General features: G+C 44.3%; 14 protein-coding genes. All 14 read left to right on the plus strand.

Features of this window, described 5'->3' with window-relative positions; all coding sequences use genetic code 11:
- Positions 1-79 precede the first annotated feature (79 nt).
- Positions 80-376 (plus strand): DUF1292 domain-containing protein, encoded by a 297-nt coding sequence (locus A9176_RS04740; protein ID WP_029509018.1) that lies wholly within the window; start codon positions 80-82, stop codon positions 374-376.
- 181 nt (positions 377-557) lie between these two features.
- Complete coding sequence (locus tag A9176_RS04745; protein ID WP_029509067.1) at positions 558-2030, plus strand: cytochrome ubiquinol oxidase subunit I; 1473 nt, start codon at positions 558-560, stop codon at positions 2028-2030.
- Complete coding sequence (gene cydB, locus A9176_RS04750) at positions 2030-3043, plus strand: cytochrome d ubiquinol oxidase subunit II (protein ID WP_029509068.1); 1014 nt, start codon at positions 2030-2032, stop codon at positions 3041-3043. The genes A9176_RS04745 and cydB overlap by 1 nt, the downstream gene beginning before the upstream one ends.
- A gap of 112 nt (positions 3044-3155) precedes the next feature.
- On the plus strand, positions 3156-4877 hold the full coding sequence (cydD, locus tag A9176_RS04755) for a thiol reductant ABC exporter subunit CydD (RefSeq protein WP_077282298.1): 1722 nt from the start codon (positions 3156-3158) through the stop codon (positions 4875-4877).
- Positions 4874-6601, plus strand: a complete 1728-nt coding sequence (cydC, locus tag A9176_RS04760; protein WP_077282300.1) for a thiol reductant ABC exporter subunit CydC — start codon at positions 4874-4876, stop codon at positions 6599-6601. The genes cydD and cydC overlap by 4 nt, the downstream gene beginning before the upstream one ends.
- Positions 6601-7236, plus strand: coding sequence for a glycoside hydrolase family 73 protein (locus A9176_RS04765; RefSeq protein ID WP_077282302.1), 636 nt, complete (start codon positions 6601-6603; stop codon positions 7234-7236). Before cydC ends, A9176_RS04765 begins: the two co-directional genes overlap by 1 nt.
- Before the next feature lie 96 nt (positions 7237-7332).
- Complete coding sequence (pcrA, locus tag A9176_RS04770) at positions 7333-9579, plus strand: DNA helicase PcrA (RefSeq protein WP_077282304.1); 2247 nt, start codon at positions 7333-7335, stop codon at positions 9577-9579.
- A 40-nt stretch (positions 9580-9619) separates the two neighbouring features.
- Entirely contained in the window at positions 9620-11665 is a 2046-nt protein-coding gene (gene ligA / locus A9176_RS04775; protein WP_077282306.1) for an NAD-dependent DNA ligase LigA, read from the plus strand.
- Positions 11662-12804 (plus strand): CamS family sex pheromone protein, encoded by a 1143-nt coding sequence (locus tag A9176_RS04780; RefSeq protein WP_010002031.1) that lies wholly within the window; start codon positions 11662-11664, stop codon positions 12802-12804. Before ligA ends, A9176_RS04780 begins: the two co-directional genes overlap by 4 nt.
- A gap of 53 nt (positions 12805-12857) precedes the next feature.
- Positions 12858-14138, plus strand: coding sequence for an exodeoxyribonuclease VII large subunit (gene xseA / locus A9176_RS04785; protein WP_077282308.1), 1281 nt, complete (start codon positions 12858-12860; stop codon positions 14136-14138).
- Complete coding sequence (locus tag A9176_RS04790) at positions 14135-14359, plus strand: exodeoxyribonuclease VII small subunit (RefSeq protein ID WP_010002028.1); 225 nt, start codon at positions 14135-14137, stop codon at positions 14357-14359. Before xseA ends, A9176_RS04790 begins: the two co-directional genes overlap by 4 nt.
- On the plus strand, positions 14352-15251 hold the full coding sequence (locus A9176_RS04795; RefSeq protein ID WP_077282310.1) for a polyprenyl synthetase family protein: 900 nt from the start codon (positions 14352-14354) through the stop codon (positions 15249-15251). Before A9176_RS04790 ends, A9176_RS04795 begins: the two co-directional genes overlap by 8 nt.
- A 2-nt stretch (positions 15252-15253) precedes the next feature.
- A complete protein-coding gene (locus tag A9176_RS04800) occupies positions 15254-16096 on the plus strand; it encodes a TlyA family RNA methyltransferase (RefSeq protein WP_077282312.1) in 843 nt (280 codons plus the stop codon).
- Positions 16089-16544, plus strand: a complete 456-nt coding sequence (locus A9176_RS04805) for an arginine repressor (RefSeq protein WP_010002025.1) — start codon at positions 16089-16091, stop codon at positions 16542-16544. The genes A9176_RS04800 and A9176_RS04805 overlap by 8 nt, the downstream gene beginning before the upstream one ends.
- Positions 16545-16559: the final 15 nt, after the last annotated feature.

Here is a 16559-nt window from a genome sequence, read left to right on the forward strand (position 1 = left end):
AATTGAAGGGAGTGCGTGGGAGAAACGGCGCTGACAACCGATAACGTTGTTAGCGCACGATACGCGCAAAGCATTTATTATGGCAAACCAAGAAGATATTCAAAAGATCACACTTGTCGACGAAAACGGCGACGAAGCATTATACGAAGTCTTATTCACTTTCCATTCTGAAGAATATGGCAAGGACTACATCTTGCTTGTACCAGAAGGCGTGGAAGATGATGAAGAAGTGGACATCCAAGCTTACATCTTCAACCCAGATGAAAATGGGGATGCAACGGAAGAAGATTTGATTCAAATCGAAGATGATAAAGAATGGGATATGGTTGAAGAAGTCCTCAATACTTTCTTAGAAGACGATTCAAATTTTGAATAAGCATGAAGAAACGCGATGGCGTTTTTTTTGTTACAAAAGTTTAACAATTTGATGGCTTATCGAGTGATAAACTATTATGTAGAAGAGTGAGCAAGCAGCTTGATCGCTCAAATATTAGACGATATAACTGCTTTAAGTACGCATTAGTGTTGGCGAGACGAGTTATATTTTGGAGGAACACATGGTTACATTAGTAGGGATACTCGACCTTGCGCGTTTTCAATTCGCAATGACAACGATTTTCCACTTCTTCTTTGTACCGATGTCAATCGGGCTAGGTGTCGTGGTGTCAATCATGGAAACGATGTATGTCATCAAAAAAGATGAAACATACAAGAAAATGGCGCAATTTTGGGGTAAGATTTTCTTGTTGAGTTTTGCGGTAGGGGTTGTTACCGGCTTGATTCAAGAATTTCAATTTGGTATGAACTGGTCTGAATATTCACGTTATGTCGGGGATATTTTCGGTTCATTGTTAGCCATTGAAGCGTTGGTTGCTTTCTTTGCGGAATCAACATTCATTGGCTTGTGGGTATTTACTTGGGATCGTTTTAAGCCAAGTATCCACGTTTTGTTCATTTGGATTACAACAATTGGGTCAATGATGTCATCGCTTTGGATTTTGGCGGCTAACTCATTTATGCAAAACCCAGTTGGCTATGCGATTGATAATCACATGGGACGTGCTGAATTAAAAAGCTTTAGTGCGTTACTTGCTAACAAGCAATTGTGGGTTGAATTCCCGCACGTGGTTGTTGGGACATTGGTTACAGCTGGTTTCTTGGTTGCGGGGATGTCAGCTTTCAAGTTATTGAAGTTGAAAAAAGGTGACAGTGAGATTCCTTTCTTCCGTAAGTCAATTAACATTGCCTTAATCGTTGGTTTGATTGGTATTGGTGGGGCCTTGATTTCAGGTGATAAGCACGCTTATGATTTGCAATCAATGCAACCTATGAAGTATGCAGCGATGGAAGGTGTTGATAAGACCATCAATTCAGCTGATCGTAAGGATAAGGCACAACCTTGGTCATTGATTTCGGTAACCAATCCAAAGACACACGAAGTGATTGCTAACGTTGAAATCCCTTATGTTTTGTCAATTTTAGGTAACCACTCATTGACGGGTGGTAAGACAATCGGTACAACTGAATTGGAAAAGGAATTCCAAAAGAAGTACGGTAAGGCAAATCCTGAAATTAAGAGTTACTATGTGCCTGAAAATACATTGTTCTACTCATTCCGTGTGATGGCAATGGGTGCTGGTGCACTCTTGCTATTGGCCATTGTTGCGCTTTGGATGAACCGTCGTAAGTCACAATTAATTTTGACACAACGTTGGTTCTTGTGGCTTATGGGGATTGCGACTTTTGCGCCATTCTTGATCAACACAGCCGGTTGGTTAGTGACTGAATTAGGTCGTTATCCATGGGTTGTTTATGGCTTGATGCCAATTAGTGATGCGGTGTCACCAAACGTATCAACAGCTTCGCTATTGATTTCAAACATCATTTACTTCTTGACATTTGCTTCACTTGGTGGCGTGATGATTTGGTTGGCGCGTCGTGTTTTGCACGCTGGTCCAAATGCGGAAGATACAGAACACTTGTCTCCAAGTGATCCATACAGTCACTTGGCCAAGGGAGGTGAAGCCTAATGAATACACTAGAAATTTTATGGTTCGTTTTAATTGGCGTTTTGTGGGCTGGCTTCTTCTTCCTTGAAGGGTTCGACTTCGGTATCGGGATGCAATTCATCTTTAACGCCCGCGATGAAAATGATCGTGATGCGCTATATGAAGCAATTGGTCCTAACTGGGATGCCAATGAAGTGTGGTTAATCACAGCTGGTGGGGCGATGTTTGCAGCCTTTCCAAACTGGTATGCCTCATTGTTCTCAGGTTTCTACTTAATGCTATTGATTGTGTTGTTGGCTTTGATTTATCGTGGCGTTTCCTTTGAATTCCGTGAACAAATGCCAACTATTCAAGGCACACACCTTTGGGAACGTTTGATTGGTATCACATCAGTTATGGTGCCATTCTTCTTAGGCATGATCTTTACTGCCATGGTATCAGGGACACCAATCGATGCCCGTGGGAACTTAACAGCTGGTTTCTTTGATTACGTGACACCATTTACTTTGGTGGGTGGTATCGCAGTTGCTTTGATGAGTTATGTGCACGGCTTAAACTACACACGCCTACGCATTATTGGCCCATTGCGTGACCGTGCAGTAACGCAATTAAAGTTCTTGTACCCAGTTTTGTTAGCTGGGGAAGCGTTGTTTGCCGTGTTGCTGTTCTTCTACACGGACTTTATTCAAACAAAGCCAGTCTGGACATTGGCAATTTTGGCCCTAATTGTGGTGACGACGTTAATGAGTTGGTATACAGCGTTGAAGACAAAGTCAGAAGCTTGGCCATTTGCTTTGTCAGGTTTGGCATTAGTTGAAGTGGTTGTCTTACTCTTCGTTGGGCTATTCCCACGTGTGATGGTGGCCAATAACCCATTGCACACGCTAGATATTATGAATGCGTCATCAACACCTTACACCTTGAAAGTGATGACAATTGTGGTGATTACAGCTTTGCCAGTAACCCTTGCTTATCAAATTTGGAGCTTCTGGGTTTTCCGCAAGCGAATCGTTTCCCACAAAGTGGTTGAATAACATTGAGAAAAACGTTTACAATTGACTGTAGACGTTTTTTATTTTTAATTGGCAATGAGATGATCAACATAATCTCAAATCGAGATAACTTGTAGGAATAGATAAAGATAATATGATTGATAAAAGACTTTTCAAACTAAAAGGAATCATGACCACATTGTTGGGGCTCGTGATTTTAACTGGGATTCAAGGTCTAGCGATTCTGGCCCAAGGTATTTTCCTGGCACGGGCGATTGTGAGTCTTTGGCAAGGCCAACCGGTACAATCGGCGTTGGCGTCGGTCGGCTGGTTTGCGGTAGCATTTATTGTGCGGCAAATCTTAATCGTGGTTAAAAATGAATTGATGGCCAACTATGCGAATCAAGCCGTTGAAACGTATCGGGTACAATTGTTGGCACGTTATACAGCCCTAGGGTCAACGCTGGTTGCTGAACAAGGGACGGGAAACGCCGTGACCACGTTGGGGGCTGGATTAGACAACGTGAAGAACTATTTTCAGCTCTTGCTAGTGAAAGTATTTGATTTAGGCATCATTCCTTGGTTGATTTTAAGCTATATTTTTTACCTCAAATGGGAACAAGGCTTATTCTTGCTTTTGATTTTTCCAGTCATCATTGTTTTCTTTGTGATCTTAGGTTTGGCTGCGCAAAGTAAAGCCGATGCGGAATTTGCTAACTTTAAAAATTTGAACAACCGATTCGTCGATGCGTTACGTGGCTTACCAACGTTAAAGCAGTTGGGGTTAGCTGAAGATTACAGCCAAGAAATTTTTAAAATTTCAGAAGACTACCGGAAAACAACCATGCGGACGTTACGGATTGCGATGACGTCAACGTTTGCATTGGATTTCTTTACCACGCTATCAATTGCGGTTGTGGCCGTCTTTCTAGGGTTTGACCTGTTGGATGGTAAAATGACGTTATTGCCGGCTTTGACAATTCTGATTCTCGCACCGGAATATTTTTTACCGTTACGCAATTTCTCTGATGATTATCATGCGACCCTCAATGGTAAAAACGCCTTAACAGATGTCTTGGAGATGTTAGACAAGCCAGAAGTAACGCAACGGGATGTCTTGCACTTATCAACGTGGACGCCAACGTCAACTTTGTCAGTGAGTGACATGAATTTTGGGTATGACGGTACGTTAGTGTTAAAAAACATGACGTTACAGGCTAAAGGGTATCAAAAAATTGCGATTGTTGGGGAAAGTGGCGCTGGTAAGTCTACCTTACTGAATCTCTTAGGTGGCTTTTTGCGCCCAAACAGTGGTAATTTTGAAATTGATGGCCAAACGATTCCGCATTTTGCGCAAAAAGATTGGCAAAAACAATTTTTCTACATGCCACAACACCCTTATATTTTCCATGAAACACTGCGCGATAATATCACTTTTTACGCCCCACAGGCTTCTGATGCAGCCGTTGCGGCGGCCATTGAGCAGGCAGGGCTACAAAGCTTGGTGGCAACGTTACCCGATGGTTTAGACACGGTGATGGGAGAAAGTGGGCGCCAGGTGTCTGGTGGTCAGGCACAGCGCATTGCGTTAGCGCGGATGTTGCTGGATGAACAACGACATGTGTTGTTGTTTGATGAACCAACAGCCCATCTTGACATTGAAACTGAGTATGAGTTGAAACAAACGATTGCGCCCATCTTGGCGAATCATCTCGTCTTTTTTGCAACGCACCGCTTACACTGGTTAGACCAAATGGATTATGTGTTGGTAATGCGTGATGGGCAGATTGTCGAACAAGGTGAACCGGCCGTCTTATTGGCTGATAGTCAGAGTGCCTTGAATCACTTGCGCTCAGAATTACGAGGTGGACAATGACAAAAATAAAACAACTTTTACGTCGCGATCATTGGATCGTACCCTTCTTAAAAACACAAAAGAAAGGCTTGTTTTGGTCCATTTTTTTGGCGTTCTTAACCACGTTTGCGGCTGGCGCGCTAATGTTTGTGTCGGGTTATTTGATTTCACGCGCGGCCCAGCGGCCAGATAACATTTTGTTGATCTATGTACCGATTGTTTTGACACGTGGCTTTGGTATTGTGCGCCCAGTCTTTCGTTATGCACAACGCCTCGTTTCGCACAATTGGGTGTTGAAATTCGTGTCAAAGTCACGGCAACGTCTTTATGAAAGTGTGGCCAGTACCGCAAGTAGCATTCGCGGCCGATTGCAAACTGGTGAAATTCTAGGGTTGTTAGCGGGTGACTTAGATCAATTACAGAATCTGTATTTGCGCACGATTTTCCCACTTGGCGCCGGCTTAATGTTATATTTGTTTGTCAACTTAGGGTTTGGCGTGGTGGACTGGCGTTTCATGATTTGGTGGTTTGTGATGTTGACCATCATTTTGGTGGTGATTCCGCTCCTGAGTTTTTGGGCGAATCGTCAGCGGATTCAGCGCCAAAAGCAATTACAAGCGCAACTCTATACGGAAACAACAGATGCCGTACTTGGTTTGCAAGACTGGGTGTTGTCAGGTCGTCAAGCTGATTTGATGGCGCGTCAAGGGCGCACGATGGCGGAATTATCCGCTGCTAAGCATTGGGGCATGTCGTTTGGTTGGTGGCGTGATTTTATCATCCAAATGCTGGTGTTGGTGTTAGCAATGAGTACCATTTTTTGGGCCGGCCATCAATTTGCGGGTCACACGATTGCGGTGAACTATATTGCTGCCTTTACGTTAGCAATTTTCCCATTAGTCGATAGCTTTTTGGGTGTTAACCAAGGTGTGAGTGAGGCGCCTTTTTATGAAGACAGTCTTCAGCGATTAAATGAGCTGCCAGTACCAGAACCAACACCAGAAAGTCCGATTCATGTGACTGATTCAACGATTGCGTTGCATGATGTAACCTTTCAATATGATCAGCAACGGATTATTGATCACATGACTCTGACGATTAAGCCAGGCGAAAAAATCGCTTTACTCGGGCGTTCAGGATCAGGGAAGACGACGTTGTTGCGGTTGATTACAGGTGATTTAACGCCGACAACTGGGCAGGTAACTATTGGCGGACAACCAGTACAAGCGCTGCGTCATCAACTGGCGCGGCTTGTTGCAGTGTTAGATCAGCAAGCTTACTTGTTTGATACGACAATTTTGAATAATGTGCGGATGGGTAATCCTGGGGCGACAGATGACCAGGTGAAAGAAGCCATTCGTAAGGCTGGTTTGCAGCCATTGATTGATCGTTTGCCAGATCAATATGACACCCAAATGCAAGAAGCGGGGCAACGCTTTTCCGGTGGGGAACAACAGCGGTTTGCCTTGGCACGAATCTTGCTACAAGATGCGCCAATTGTTATTTTAGATGAACCAACTGTTAGTTTGGATCCCAGAACTGAACGCGCCGTGTTAGACCAGATTTTCAAAGTGCTACATGATCGCACGATTATTTGGGTAACGCATCACTTAACGGGGATTGATCAAGTTGATCAAGTCTATTTCTTGGCAAATGGGCACTTTACACTATCAGGTACCCCACAGTACCTACGGGAAACGTCCCAACACTTTAGACAATTATTAGCACTGGATACTTTTAACTAATGGCAAAAAAAAGACAAAAACGCGGCAGAAAACGTTTATTGAAACTGGATTTATGGCTCTGGGTGAGCACGATTTTAATACTGGCAATTGTCGCTAGTTTTTGGTCACAAACAACGATTTTTAAACCAGCGCAACCGACCACTAAACAAGACGATATTAAAGCACAACGCATCGCGTGGATTAATGAACTTGCTCCTTATGCACGTCAAATGCAAGAACAGTATGGCGTGATTGCTTCAATTAGCATCGCGCAAGCCATTCTTGAATCCAATTGGCATACGTCAATTTTATCGACGCAATACAATAATCTTTTTGGGATTAAGGCGCGTACGGGTCAAAAAAGTGTCGTATTGCCGACCCAAGAGTTTGAAAATGGGGAATGGAAAACCATTCAAGGCCGTTTTGCAGCTTATGATTCTTGGCAACAAAGTATGAAAGCACACGCAGAGTTACTTTATCATGGTACCAGTTGGAATGCTGCCCAATATCAACATGTCTTAGCCGCAAAGGATTATCAAGCTGCTGCTGCCGCTTTGACACGCGATGGTTATGCCACAGATCCAGCTTATGCGGAAAAACTCATTTCAATCATTCAAACTTGGCAATTATCACGATTTGATATCCCACAAAAATAAAACGAGCTTCGGCTCGTTTTTTTGTGGTTGACGAACTGCTGTTCGTGTGGAAATCTGGTATAATAATAGGAGTTAATTTACACTTTAGGAGCACACATGTCAGTAGAAGAACTCATCAATGGAATGAACGACAAGCAGGCCGAAGCTGTCCAAACAACGCAAGGCCCGCTTTTGATTATGGCAGGTGCCGGATCAGGAAAAACGCGCGTGTTAACGCACCGGATTGCCCATTTGGTAAAAGATTTAAACGTGATGCCATGGCGTATTTTGGCGATTACCTTTACCAATAAGGCCGCTAAGGAAATGCGCGAACGAATTGGTGCGTTGTTGTCTGAAGATGTGGCGCGCGACATTTGGGTGTCAACTTTCCATGCTTTGGCGGTGCGCATTTTACGTCGTGATGGTGAAAATATTGGCTTGTCTCGTAATTTTACGATTATTGACACTAGTGCGCAGCGCACATTGATGAAGCGTGTCATTAATGACCTCAACTTAGATACGAATCAATACGAGCCACGTACCGTGCTTGGGATGATTTCCAACGCGAAAAATGACATGTTGCGGCCAAAGGATTATGCGCAACAAGCCGATAACGCGTTCCAAGAAACCGTGGCAGAAATTTATGCGGCGTATCAAGCCGAATTGAAGCGCGCGCAAAGCGTGGACTTTGATGATTTGATTATGTTGACAATTGATTTGTTCCAGTCATCACCTGACGTCTTAGCACGCTATCAAAATCAATTTGACTATTTACATGTCGACGAGTATCAAGATACCAACGATGCGCAATATACCATTGTCAATATGCTCGCGCAGCGCTCACAAAATCTCGCCGTGGTCGGTGATGCCGATCAGTCAATTTATGGTTGGCGTGGCGCCAACATGAACAACATCTTGAACTTTGAAAAGGATTATCCTAACGCACAAACGATTTTGTTGGAACAAAACTACCGTTCGACGCAAAATATTTTGGATGCGGCCAATGCCGTCATCAACAATAATAATGAACGGCTACCAAAAAATCTCTGGACGCAAAATGGACAGGGTGACAAAATTACGTATTATCGCGCGCAATCTGAACATGATGAAGCGAATTTTATTTTAGCTAATATTCAAAAAATGCGCGCCGAAAAGCAAATGGCGTACAGTGATTTTGCCGTTTTGTATCGCACCAATGCGCAATCACGAAATGTCGAAGAAGCCTTGGTGAAGGCTAATATGCCTTATACGATGGTTGGTGGTCATAAGTTCTATGAACGTAAAGAAATTCTGGATATCATGGCTTACATGCAACTGGTAACCAATCCCAATGACAATGCAGCATTTGAACGGATTGTTAATGAACCCAAGCGTGGCTTAGGCGCAACGTCAATTACGCGGTTGCGGGAACTCGCCAATCGATTGAATGTTTCATATATGACAGCGATTGAAAGCATTGAATTGGCCCCCGCGATTTCAACGAAGGCGACGTCAAAGTTCCTCGAATTTGCTGAAATGATGCATGAATTACGCCAGCAAGCTGAGTTTTTGAACGTGACGGAACTCGCTGAAATTGTGATGACACGGTCAGGTTATCGGCAAATGCTAGCGGAAAAAAATGATCCGGATAGCCAAGCACGTTTGGAAAACTTGGAAGAATTCTTGTCGGTGACCAAAGAATTCGATGCCAAGTATCAACCAGATGATCCAGAAGCCATTGATCCGATGACGGACTTCTTGGGCACCACTGCTTTAATGAGTGATTTGGATGACTTTGAAGAAGGCGACGGCGCGGTGACATTGATGACGTTACATGCAGCCAAAGGCTTGGAGTTCCCTGTTGTCTTTTTGGTGGGCATGGAAGAAGGCATCTTCCCCTTGTCACGCGCGTTGATGGCTGAAGATCAGCTTGAAGAAGAACGACGCTTGGCGTATGTTGGGATTACCCGCGCCATGAAAAAACTGTTCTTAACCAATGCCTTTTCGCGTTTGTTGTATGGTCGAACACAATCTAATGAGGCTTCTCGCTTTATTAATGAAATTTCTCCAGCCTTACTTGAGACCGAATATGGTCAAAATACACGGGTAACACCACGTCGTGATTTGCCGTTTGATCGGAAAAACCAGCGCGCGCAAGCAACAACTTATCGTGCGACCCCAGTGACTAAAACAACTAGTGGCACGACTGGTGGGGATCAAATCACGTGGGCGCCAGGCGATAAAGTCTCTCACAAAAAGTGGGGGATTGGGACAGTGGTTGCCGTTAGTGGTGATCGTTCGGACCAAGAACTTAAAGTGGCCTTCCCATCGGAAGGGGTGAAGCAGTTACTGGCCGCCTTTGCACCGATTACAAAGGTTAACTAACCAAGTAAGTGCGACTTTAATATGAGATTAGGAAAATAGGATGTTACCAGAATTTACACCAATTGAACAATTGTCTACGTCAGCAGCACAACAAGAAGTTGCCCAGTTGCAAGCTGATCTCACTGAATATGGGGTCGCCTACTATGAACAAGATGCCCCGCTGGTTGAAGATCATGTCTATGATGCGCTTTATGCGCGATTAGTGGCGCTAGAATCAGCTTTTCCACAGTTTGTGACGCAAGATTCCCCAACCCAAAATGTTGGTGGTGCCTTGACAAAATCTGGCTTAGCCAAAGTGGAACATCCGGCACCAATGTTATCTTTGGGGGATGTTTTTAGCTTAGAAGAGTTAGCAGCTTGGGATGAACGGACGACCAAAAGTCTCGGTTTTCAATCGCCTTATAACCTTGAATTAAAAATTGATGGGTTAGCGGTGGCGTTGACTTATGTTGATGGCCGGCTTGTCCAAGCGTCAACCCGTGGGAATGGGACAATTGGCGAGGATGTCACGCGTAACGTCAAAACGATTAAGGCTATTCCACAACAATTAACGGAACCCTTAACCATTGAAGTACGTGGCGAAATTTATATGCCTAAAAAGAGTTTTGCCGCTTTGAATGTACAACGTGAAGCCGATGGCTTGGAACCGTTTGCTAATCCTAGAAATGCGGCGGCTGGCTCATTGCGGCAACTTGACGCACAGGTGACGAAACAACGCGAATTATCAGCCTTTGTGTACTATACGGCTGAACCAGAGGTACTTGGTGTTACTACCCAAAGTGGCGCGTTGGCCCGTTTTGCCGAGCTTGGTTTGCCGACTGATACGCATAATCAAGTGATTGAAAAAATGGCTGATATTGCTGATTTTATCGCCACCTATACAGCTAAACGTGACACGTTGGCCTATGGAATTGACGGGGTGGTGGTGAAAGTCAATGCGCTGGATAATCAAGTGGAGCTTGGTAATACGGTGAAAATTCCGCGCTGGGCGATTGCCTATAAGTTCCCACCAGAAGAAGCCTTAACGGTGGTTCGCGATATTGAATGGACCGTGGGTCGGACAGGTGCCGTCACACCAACGGCTGTCATGGATCCTGTTCAACTAGCTGGAACCACAGTGCAACGTGCGAGTTTGCACAATCCTGATTATTTGCAACAAAAAGATATTCGCATCGGGGATACGGTCACGTTGCATAAGGCTGGGGATATTATTCCGGAAGTTGGCCAAGTGATTTTATCTCAGCGACCAGCCGATAGTATCGCATATCCGATACCAGTTGCCTGTCCAGCGTGTGGGTCAGAATTAGTCCACATCTCAGGCGAAGTGGCGTTACGTTGTATTAACCCTTTCTGTGCGGCACAAATCCAAGAAGGGTTGACGCATTTTGCTTCACGTAATGCGATGAATATCGCCGGTATGGGGCCACGCGTGATTGACCAATTATTAAAAGCCAACTATATCAAGGATGTGGCGTCAATTTATCGCTTAGATATGACGCAATTATTGTCTCTGGATAAGTTTCAAGAGAAATCAGCGGCTAATTTGTTAGCCGCTATTACGCAATCAAAAGAAAATTCGTTAGAACGGTTATTATTTGGTCTAGGAATTCGACTCGTTGGGGCAAAAGCGGCGCGTTTGGTAGCGGAAAAATTTAAGACCTTATCGGCGATTGCCGAAGCGACCGTGGCCGAAATTGCTAGCATTGATGGGATTGGGGAGGCGATTGCCCAATCGATTGTACAATACTTTTCACATCCGGAATCACAACAACTATTAATTGAATTAACCGCCGCTGGTGTGAATCAGACGTATTTATCAGATGTTGAAGTTGATGAAAATTCGTTTTTCTATGGTAAAAAGATCGTCTTAACTGGTAAACTAGAACAGAGCAGCCGACCAGCAGCAACGAAGTGGTTACAAGATCATGGGGCACAGGTTGCGGGTTCAGTATCCGCAAAAACCGATTTGTTGATTGCTGGGGCTGATGCTGGTAGTAAGTTAGAAAAAGCGACTGCACTAGGGGTGCTTGTTTGGACAGAAGAAGAATTTTTAGAAGCACAAGCAAAAGAAGGTAGTGAAAAATGAAGCGAATTGGATTCCGAGGCTATATGATCATTGCAATCGCCATCCTGGTTATCGCCGTTGCGGGACTTTATTTTTTTAATATGAATCGCGTTACCCCAACAGCGACTAAGAAAGCACAAGGCGTGCAAATTACGCAAAGTGCACCAGGACAATACCAAACCGTGATTAAGGACGGCCGTTATTTAGTCAGTGCGGCCCGTGGTATTACGGCTAGTTCTGAGCCCAATAATTTAGATGTGAAACACTTTGAATCAGGGTTGTTGGACTTAGCGAAAACAAAGTTTAAGCCCAGCCAATATATTTTCCAAGAAGGCCAATACCTGTCAGCGGATACAGTAACCAATCTCTTAGACCGTAAGAGTAACAGTAACCCGGACGGTTTGAACCCAGAAGATAATGGCAAAACGGATGACTCACGTAATCCAATTTATGTCCAAACCTTAACCGAACAAGATTTCATGTCAAAAGAAGGCAATAATTTGAAATTGGCTGGTATGGTCGTTGGGGTGGCGATGAATACCCAAGATGAGTATCAAAAAGAGCAGTATGGGGCAACGTATACGCAAAATATTTCGGATGCTGATCGGATTGCCTATGGTAAAAAGATTGCGCCTAAAATTGTGGCCAAAGTACGCGAACAAGCTGGGGTATCAAAAGATACCCCAATTGTGATTGCCATGTATGCCAACGCGCCATCAGATTCGCTGGCACCAGGGAATTTTTATGCTGAAGCTGTTAGCGATCAAGGGACAACGTTAAAAGATTGGCAAACTTTTTCTAACCAATCGATTGTCTTGCCAAAAGAAGCGACAGATACGTCTAAGTTAGGCACGGATGAAAACAATGGTTTTGCCAACTTTAAAAATGACGTGGCTAATTTCTTCCCAAACATCGCTGGGGCAACGGCGGTGGCGAACTTTAAGTCAGGGACACTATCAAGTATGAACGTGACGGTGACGACGCAATTCTACAGTCAGACGGAAATTGAAAGTTTTACCACTTATGTTGCACAATCAGCTTTGAAGTTCTTACCAAGTAATGTGCCAATTCGGATTGAGGTCCGCACAGCTAACGAGCTCCAAGCTATTTTGACACGACAAGCCAATGATAAGGCCTTTACAATCACACTTCTCAATTAAGCATAGCGTGCTATGCTTTTTTGTATATATACAAAAAATGGTATAATTAAACTATGTCAGAATCGGAAAAATATTTAACAATTCGTGCCCTTACGGCCTATTTAAAAAGGAAATTTGATGCCGATCCATACTTAGAGAAAGTCTATGTGACGGGTGAAATTTCGAACCTTGGTCGTCGTCGCGGTCGGCACTTATACTTTTCCATTAAGGATCCGGAAGGCCAAGCGGTTATTTCAGCGGCTATGTTTTCCTATGCCAATCGGTTGAAATTTGTCCCAGAAGAGGGGATGAAAGTGAATGCTGTTGGTCGGATTCAAGTTTATGAGCCCAGCGGGACTTATTCAATTATTCTGGAACAGATGACGCCTGATGGGATTGGGGAATTATTTTTAGCGTATGAGCAGCTGAAGAAAAAATTAGCTGCTGAAGGGTTATTTCAATTGCCAAAGCGGCCGTTACCTGTTTTCCCAAAAAAAATTGCTGTGGTGACATCGCCTACTGGGGCAGTGATTGAAGATATTGCGCGCACCGTGCAACGGCGTTTCCCCATGGCGCAGGTCGTGTTGTTTCCAGCGCTTGTGCAAGGGGACAAAGCTGCTGCATCTGTGGTCAAACAAATTAAGCGTATTGATGCTAGCGGTGAGTATGATACGCTAATTGTTGGTCGTGGTGGTGGTGCCATTGAAGATTTGTGGGCCTTTAATGATGAAACGTTGGCGCGGACTATTGCCGCTGCTAAAATTCCGATTATTAGTTCCGTTGGTCACGAAACCGACAATACGTTGGCTGATTTGGTGGCGGACCATCGTGCCGCAACGCCGACAGCGGCTGCTGAATTAGCCACACCCGTTACCCTGGCGCAATTAGTTGCGCGTTTGAACGAATTGCAGCTGCGTTTGACAGTTCGCATGAAGACACTGATAACGAGTCGCCAACAACGATTAGCACGCGTGGCCCAACGACCAATCTTTCAACAGCCGGATCGTTTGTATGTTGGCTATAATCAGCGTGTTGATCAGCTATCACAACGACTCAGCCAACAAATGCAGCAGCGCCTGGTGACGGCACAGCATCAATTAGACAATCTCACGCAACGCCAGCGTCAGTTACGCCAAACATTATTACAAGCACCGCGGGAAAAAGTACAATTACTGACCGCAAAATTAGACTTGATTAGTCCGCTAAAAATCTTGACGCGCGGCTATGTTGTGCTCTCTAAAGCCGACCAAGTCGTCCGTCATGTCGATGAATTGCAACCAGAAGATAAGGTCACGGTCCGTTTAGCTGATGGCCAAGCAACTGCAAAAATTATAGAAACGAGCCAGTTAAAATGAGTGAAAAAGTAACTTTTGAAGATAAGCTAGAACAATTGGAAGCGATTGTGAGCCAATTAGAACAAGGGGATCGGCCACTAGAAGGCGCGTTAGCTGATTTTCAGACTGGCGTTGGCTTGGTCAAAGAATTACAAGAAACGTTGAAAAATGCCGAATTAACGTTGGCAAAAGTCATGTCAGACGACGGTGAATTAAAGGATTTGGAATTAACAAATGACTAAATTTGCAGAATTACGAGCGACTTATGGGCCAAAAATTGATGCACAATTAGCACAGGATTTAAAACAAATCACAACAGATGCCCAGTTTTCAGAGATGATGGCTTATGCTGTTTTGAATGGCGGTAAGCGTTTACGGTCGTTATTAACGTTGGCTGTCATCTCAAGTTTTCAACAAACCATTACACCGCAAGCCCTGAAGTTGGCGACAGCGGTTGAATGGGTGCATTCTTATTCACTCGTGCATGATGATTTGCCAGCAATGGACAATGATTTGTTACGGCGCGGGCAACCGAGTGTCCATGCGAAATTTGGGGAAGCCGCAGCGATTTTAGTTGGGGATGCCTTGTTAACGGGCGCTTTTGAGGTGGTCACAACGGCCAATACCTTAGCGCCAGCTGAGACCATGATTCCCGACCAGACTATTGTGACAATTGTCCAGAATTTGGCCCATTTTTCGGGCGCTGCTGGCATGGTGATTGGCCAAATGCATGATATGGCCAATCATGGCCAAAACTTACAGACAGCAACAGACTGGTTGTTGCAAGAAATTTATACCCCAAAAACGGCGGCTTTGATTCAATTTTCGGCGCAATTAGGGGCGCAATTAGCCACACTTCATCAAACACAAGTACCAGAAGTGACGCAAGCCATGGCGCAATTTGGTTTGGATTTCGGCTTGGCCTTCCAAATTCAAGATGATCTTGATGATTTTGAACAAGATGATACGGCAACCATTGGCGCTTTGCCACACTTGATTGGCGTGTCGGCAGCGCGGACGCTGCGAGATCGTTACTTGCAAGATGCTAATGACCGTTTGACACAGTTAACAACGCTAGTGCCAGCGTTTGACCGAACACTATTGGATGATTTTTTGACTTTAATTGGAGATTAAGTATGGGTGCAGTAGATAAAGAGCGCGTAGATGTGTTACTCGTCCAGCAAGGGTTATTTAGTTCCCGTGAGCAGGCTAAGCGTGCGGTGATGGCTGGGCAAATTCTGGGTGAAAATGAAGAGCGCCTGGACAAAGCAGGAGAAAAAATTGCCGTGACTACGGCACTACACTTTAAGGGTGAGCGCTTGAAGTACGTCTCACGTGGGGGCCTTAAGTTGGAGAAAGCCCTTAATGATTTTGATATCACAGTGCAAGATAAAGTGGTACTCGATATTGGGTCATCAACGGGTGGTTTTACCGACGTCGCCCTACAAAATGGGGCTAAATTGGTCTATGCTTTAGATGTCGGGACCAATCAGTTGGCCTGGAAATTACGCTCAGATGACCGTGTGAAAGTGATGGAAAATACGAATTTCCGCTATTCACAATTACAAGATTTTAAGTTTGGGCAACCGGAATTTGCTACGATTGATGTGTCCTTTATTTCGTTAGGCTTAATTTTACCGCCATTAGCCAACATCCTACAAATGGGCGGGCATGTTGTGGCGTTGATTAAACCACAATTTGAAGCTGGACGAGAAAACGTCGGCAAAAACGGGATTATTAAAGATCCCAAAGTCCATCAACAAGTTTTGCAAAAAGTAACGCAAATGATGGTCAATGATGGCTTTTCGGTGACAGAGCTCACGTATTCACCAATCAAAGGTGGTCAAGGGAACATTGAATTTTTGGCTGTCTTAACTCGCGATGACAAGCCCAAAATTGCCGACAAAATCGACATTGATACGTTGCTCACGCAAACTTATGCACAATTAAACCACACAGGAAGCAATGAGCATGAATAAGAAGACGCGACAAAAAACGCTTCTGGCTTTGATTCAAACCCAACAAGTTGGGCGACAAGAAGATATTGTGGCGCATTTTGAAACGCTTGGGGAAACTGTCACCCAAGCAACGATCTCGCGTGACATTAACGAACTTGGCTTGATTAAAGTGCCAAACGCCCATGGTGGGTTTCATTATCATTTGCCAAAACAAGATGATCGCCCACATTTGCAGCGGTTACGCCGTGTTTTGCAACAATCATTTTTGAGTCAACGAGCGCAACGCGGCCAAATCTTTTTAAAAGTACAACCTGGTAGTGGCCAAATGGTTGCGAATTTGTTTGAACAAGTCAATTTCCCAGAAGTTTTTGGGACACTAAGTGACGATAGTTCAGTCCTCGTATTATTGAAAGACGGCGTGACGGCCAACCAAATGACGAATATCATTCAAAAATTACTGGAAAAATAACGAGAAAGATAGGTG

The sequence above is a fragment of the Leuconostoc garlicum genome (assembly GCF_001998805.1).
Classification (GTDB): Bacteria; Bacillota; Bacilli; order Lactobacillales; family Lactobacillaceae; genus Leuconostoc; species Leuconostoc lactis.

Bases quoted from the DNA above. Each gene is read 5' to 3' on its own strand.
- A9176_RS04740 (WP_029509018.1), top strand. From the start codon at position 80: ATGGCAAACCAAGAAGATATTCAAAAGATCACACTTGTCGACGAAAAC.
- A9176_RS04745 (WP_029509067.1), top strand. From the start codon at position 558: ATGGTTACATTAGTAGGGATACTCGACCTTGCGCGTTTTCAATTCGCA.
- cydB (WP_029509068.1), top strand. From the start codon at position 2,030: ATGAATACACTAGAAATTTTATGGTTCGTTTTAATTGGCGTTTTGTGG.
- cydD (WP_077282298.1), top strand. From the start codon at position 3,156: ATGATTGATAAAAGACTTTTCAAACTAAAAGGAATCATGACCACATTG.
- cydC (WP_077282300.1), top strand. From the start codon at position 4,874: ATGACAAAAATAAAACAACTTTTACGTCGCGATCATTGGATCGTACCC.
- A9176_RS04765 (WP_077282302.1), top strand. From the start codon at position 6,601: ATGGCAAAAAAAAGACAAAAACGCGGCAGAAAACGTTTATTGAAACTG.
- pcrA (WP_077282304.1), top strand. From the start codon at position 7,333: ATGTCAGTAGAAGAACTCATCAATGGAATGAACGACAAGCAGGCCGAA.
- ligA (WP_077282306.1), top strand. From the start codon at position 9,620: ATGTTACCAGAATTTACACCAATTGAACAATTGTCTACGTCAGCAGCA.
- A9176_RS04780 (WP_010002031.1), top strand. From the start codon at position 11,662: ATGAAGCGAATTGGATTCCGAGGCTATATGATCATTGCAATCGCCATC.
- xseA (WP_077282308.1), top strand. From the start codon at position 12,858: ATGTCAGAATCGGAAAAATATTTAACAATTCGTGCCCTTACGGCCTAT.
- A9176_RS04790 (WP_010002028.1), top strand. From the start codon at position 14,135: ATGAGTGAAAAAGTAACTTTTGAAGATAAGCTAGAACAATTGGAAGCG.
- A9176_RS04795 (WP_077282310.1), top strand. From the start codon at position 14,352: ATGACTAAATTTGCAGAATTACGAGCGACTTATGGGCCAAAAATTGAT.
- A9176_RS04800 (WP_077282312.1), top strand. From the start codon at position 15,254: ATGGGTGCAGTAGATAAAGAGCGCGTAGATGTGTTACTCGTCCAGCAA.
- A9176_RS04805 (WP_010002025.1), top strand. From the start codon at position 16,089: ATGAATAAGAAGACGCGACAAAAAACGCTTCTGGCTTTGATTCAAACC.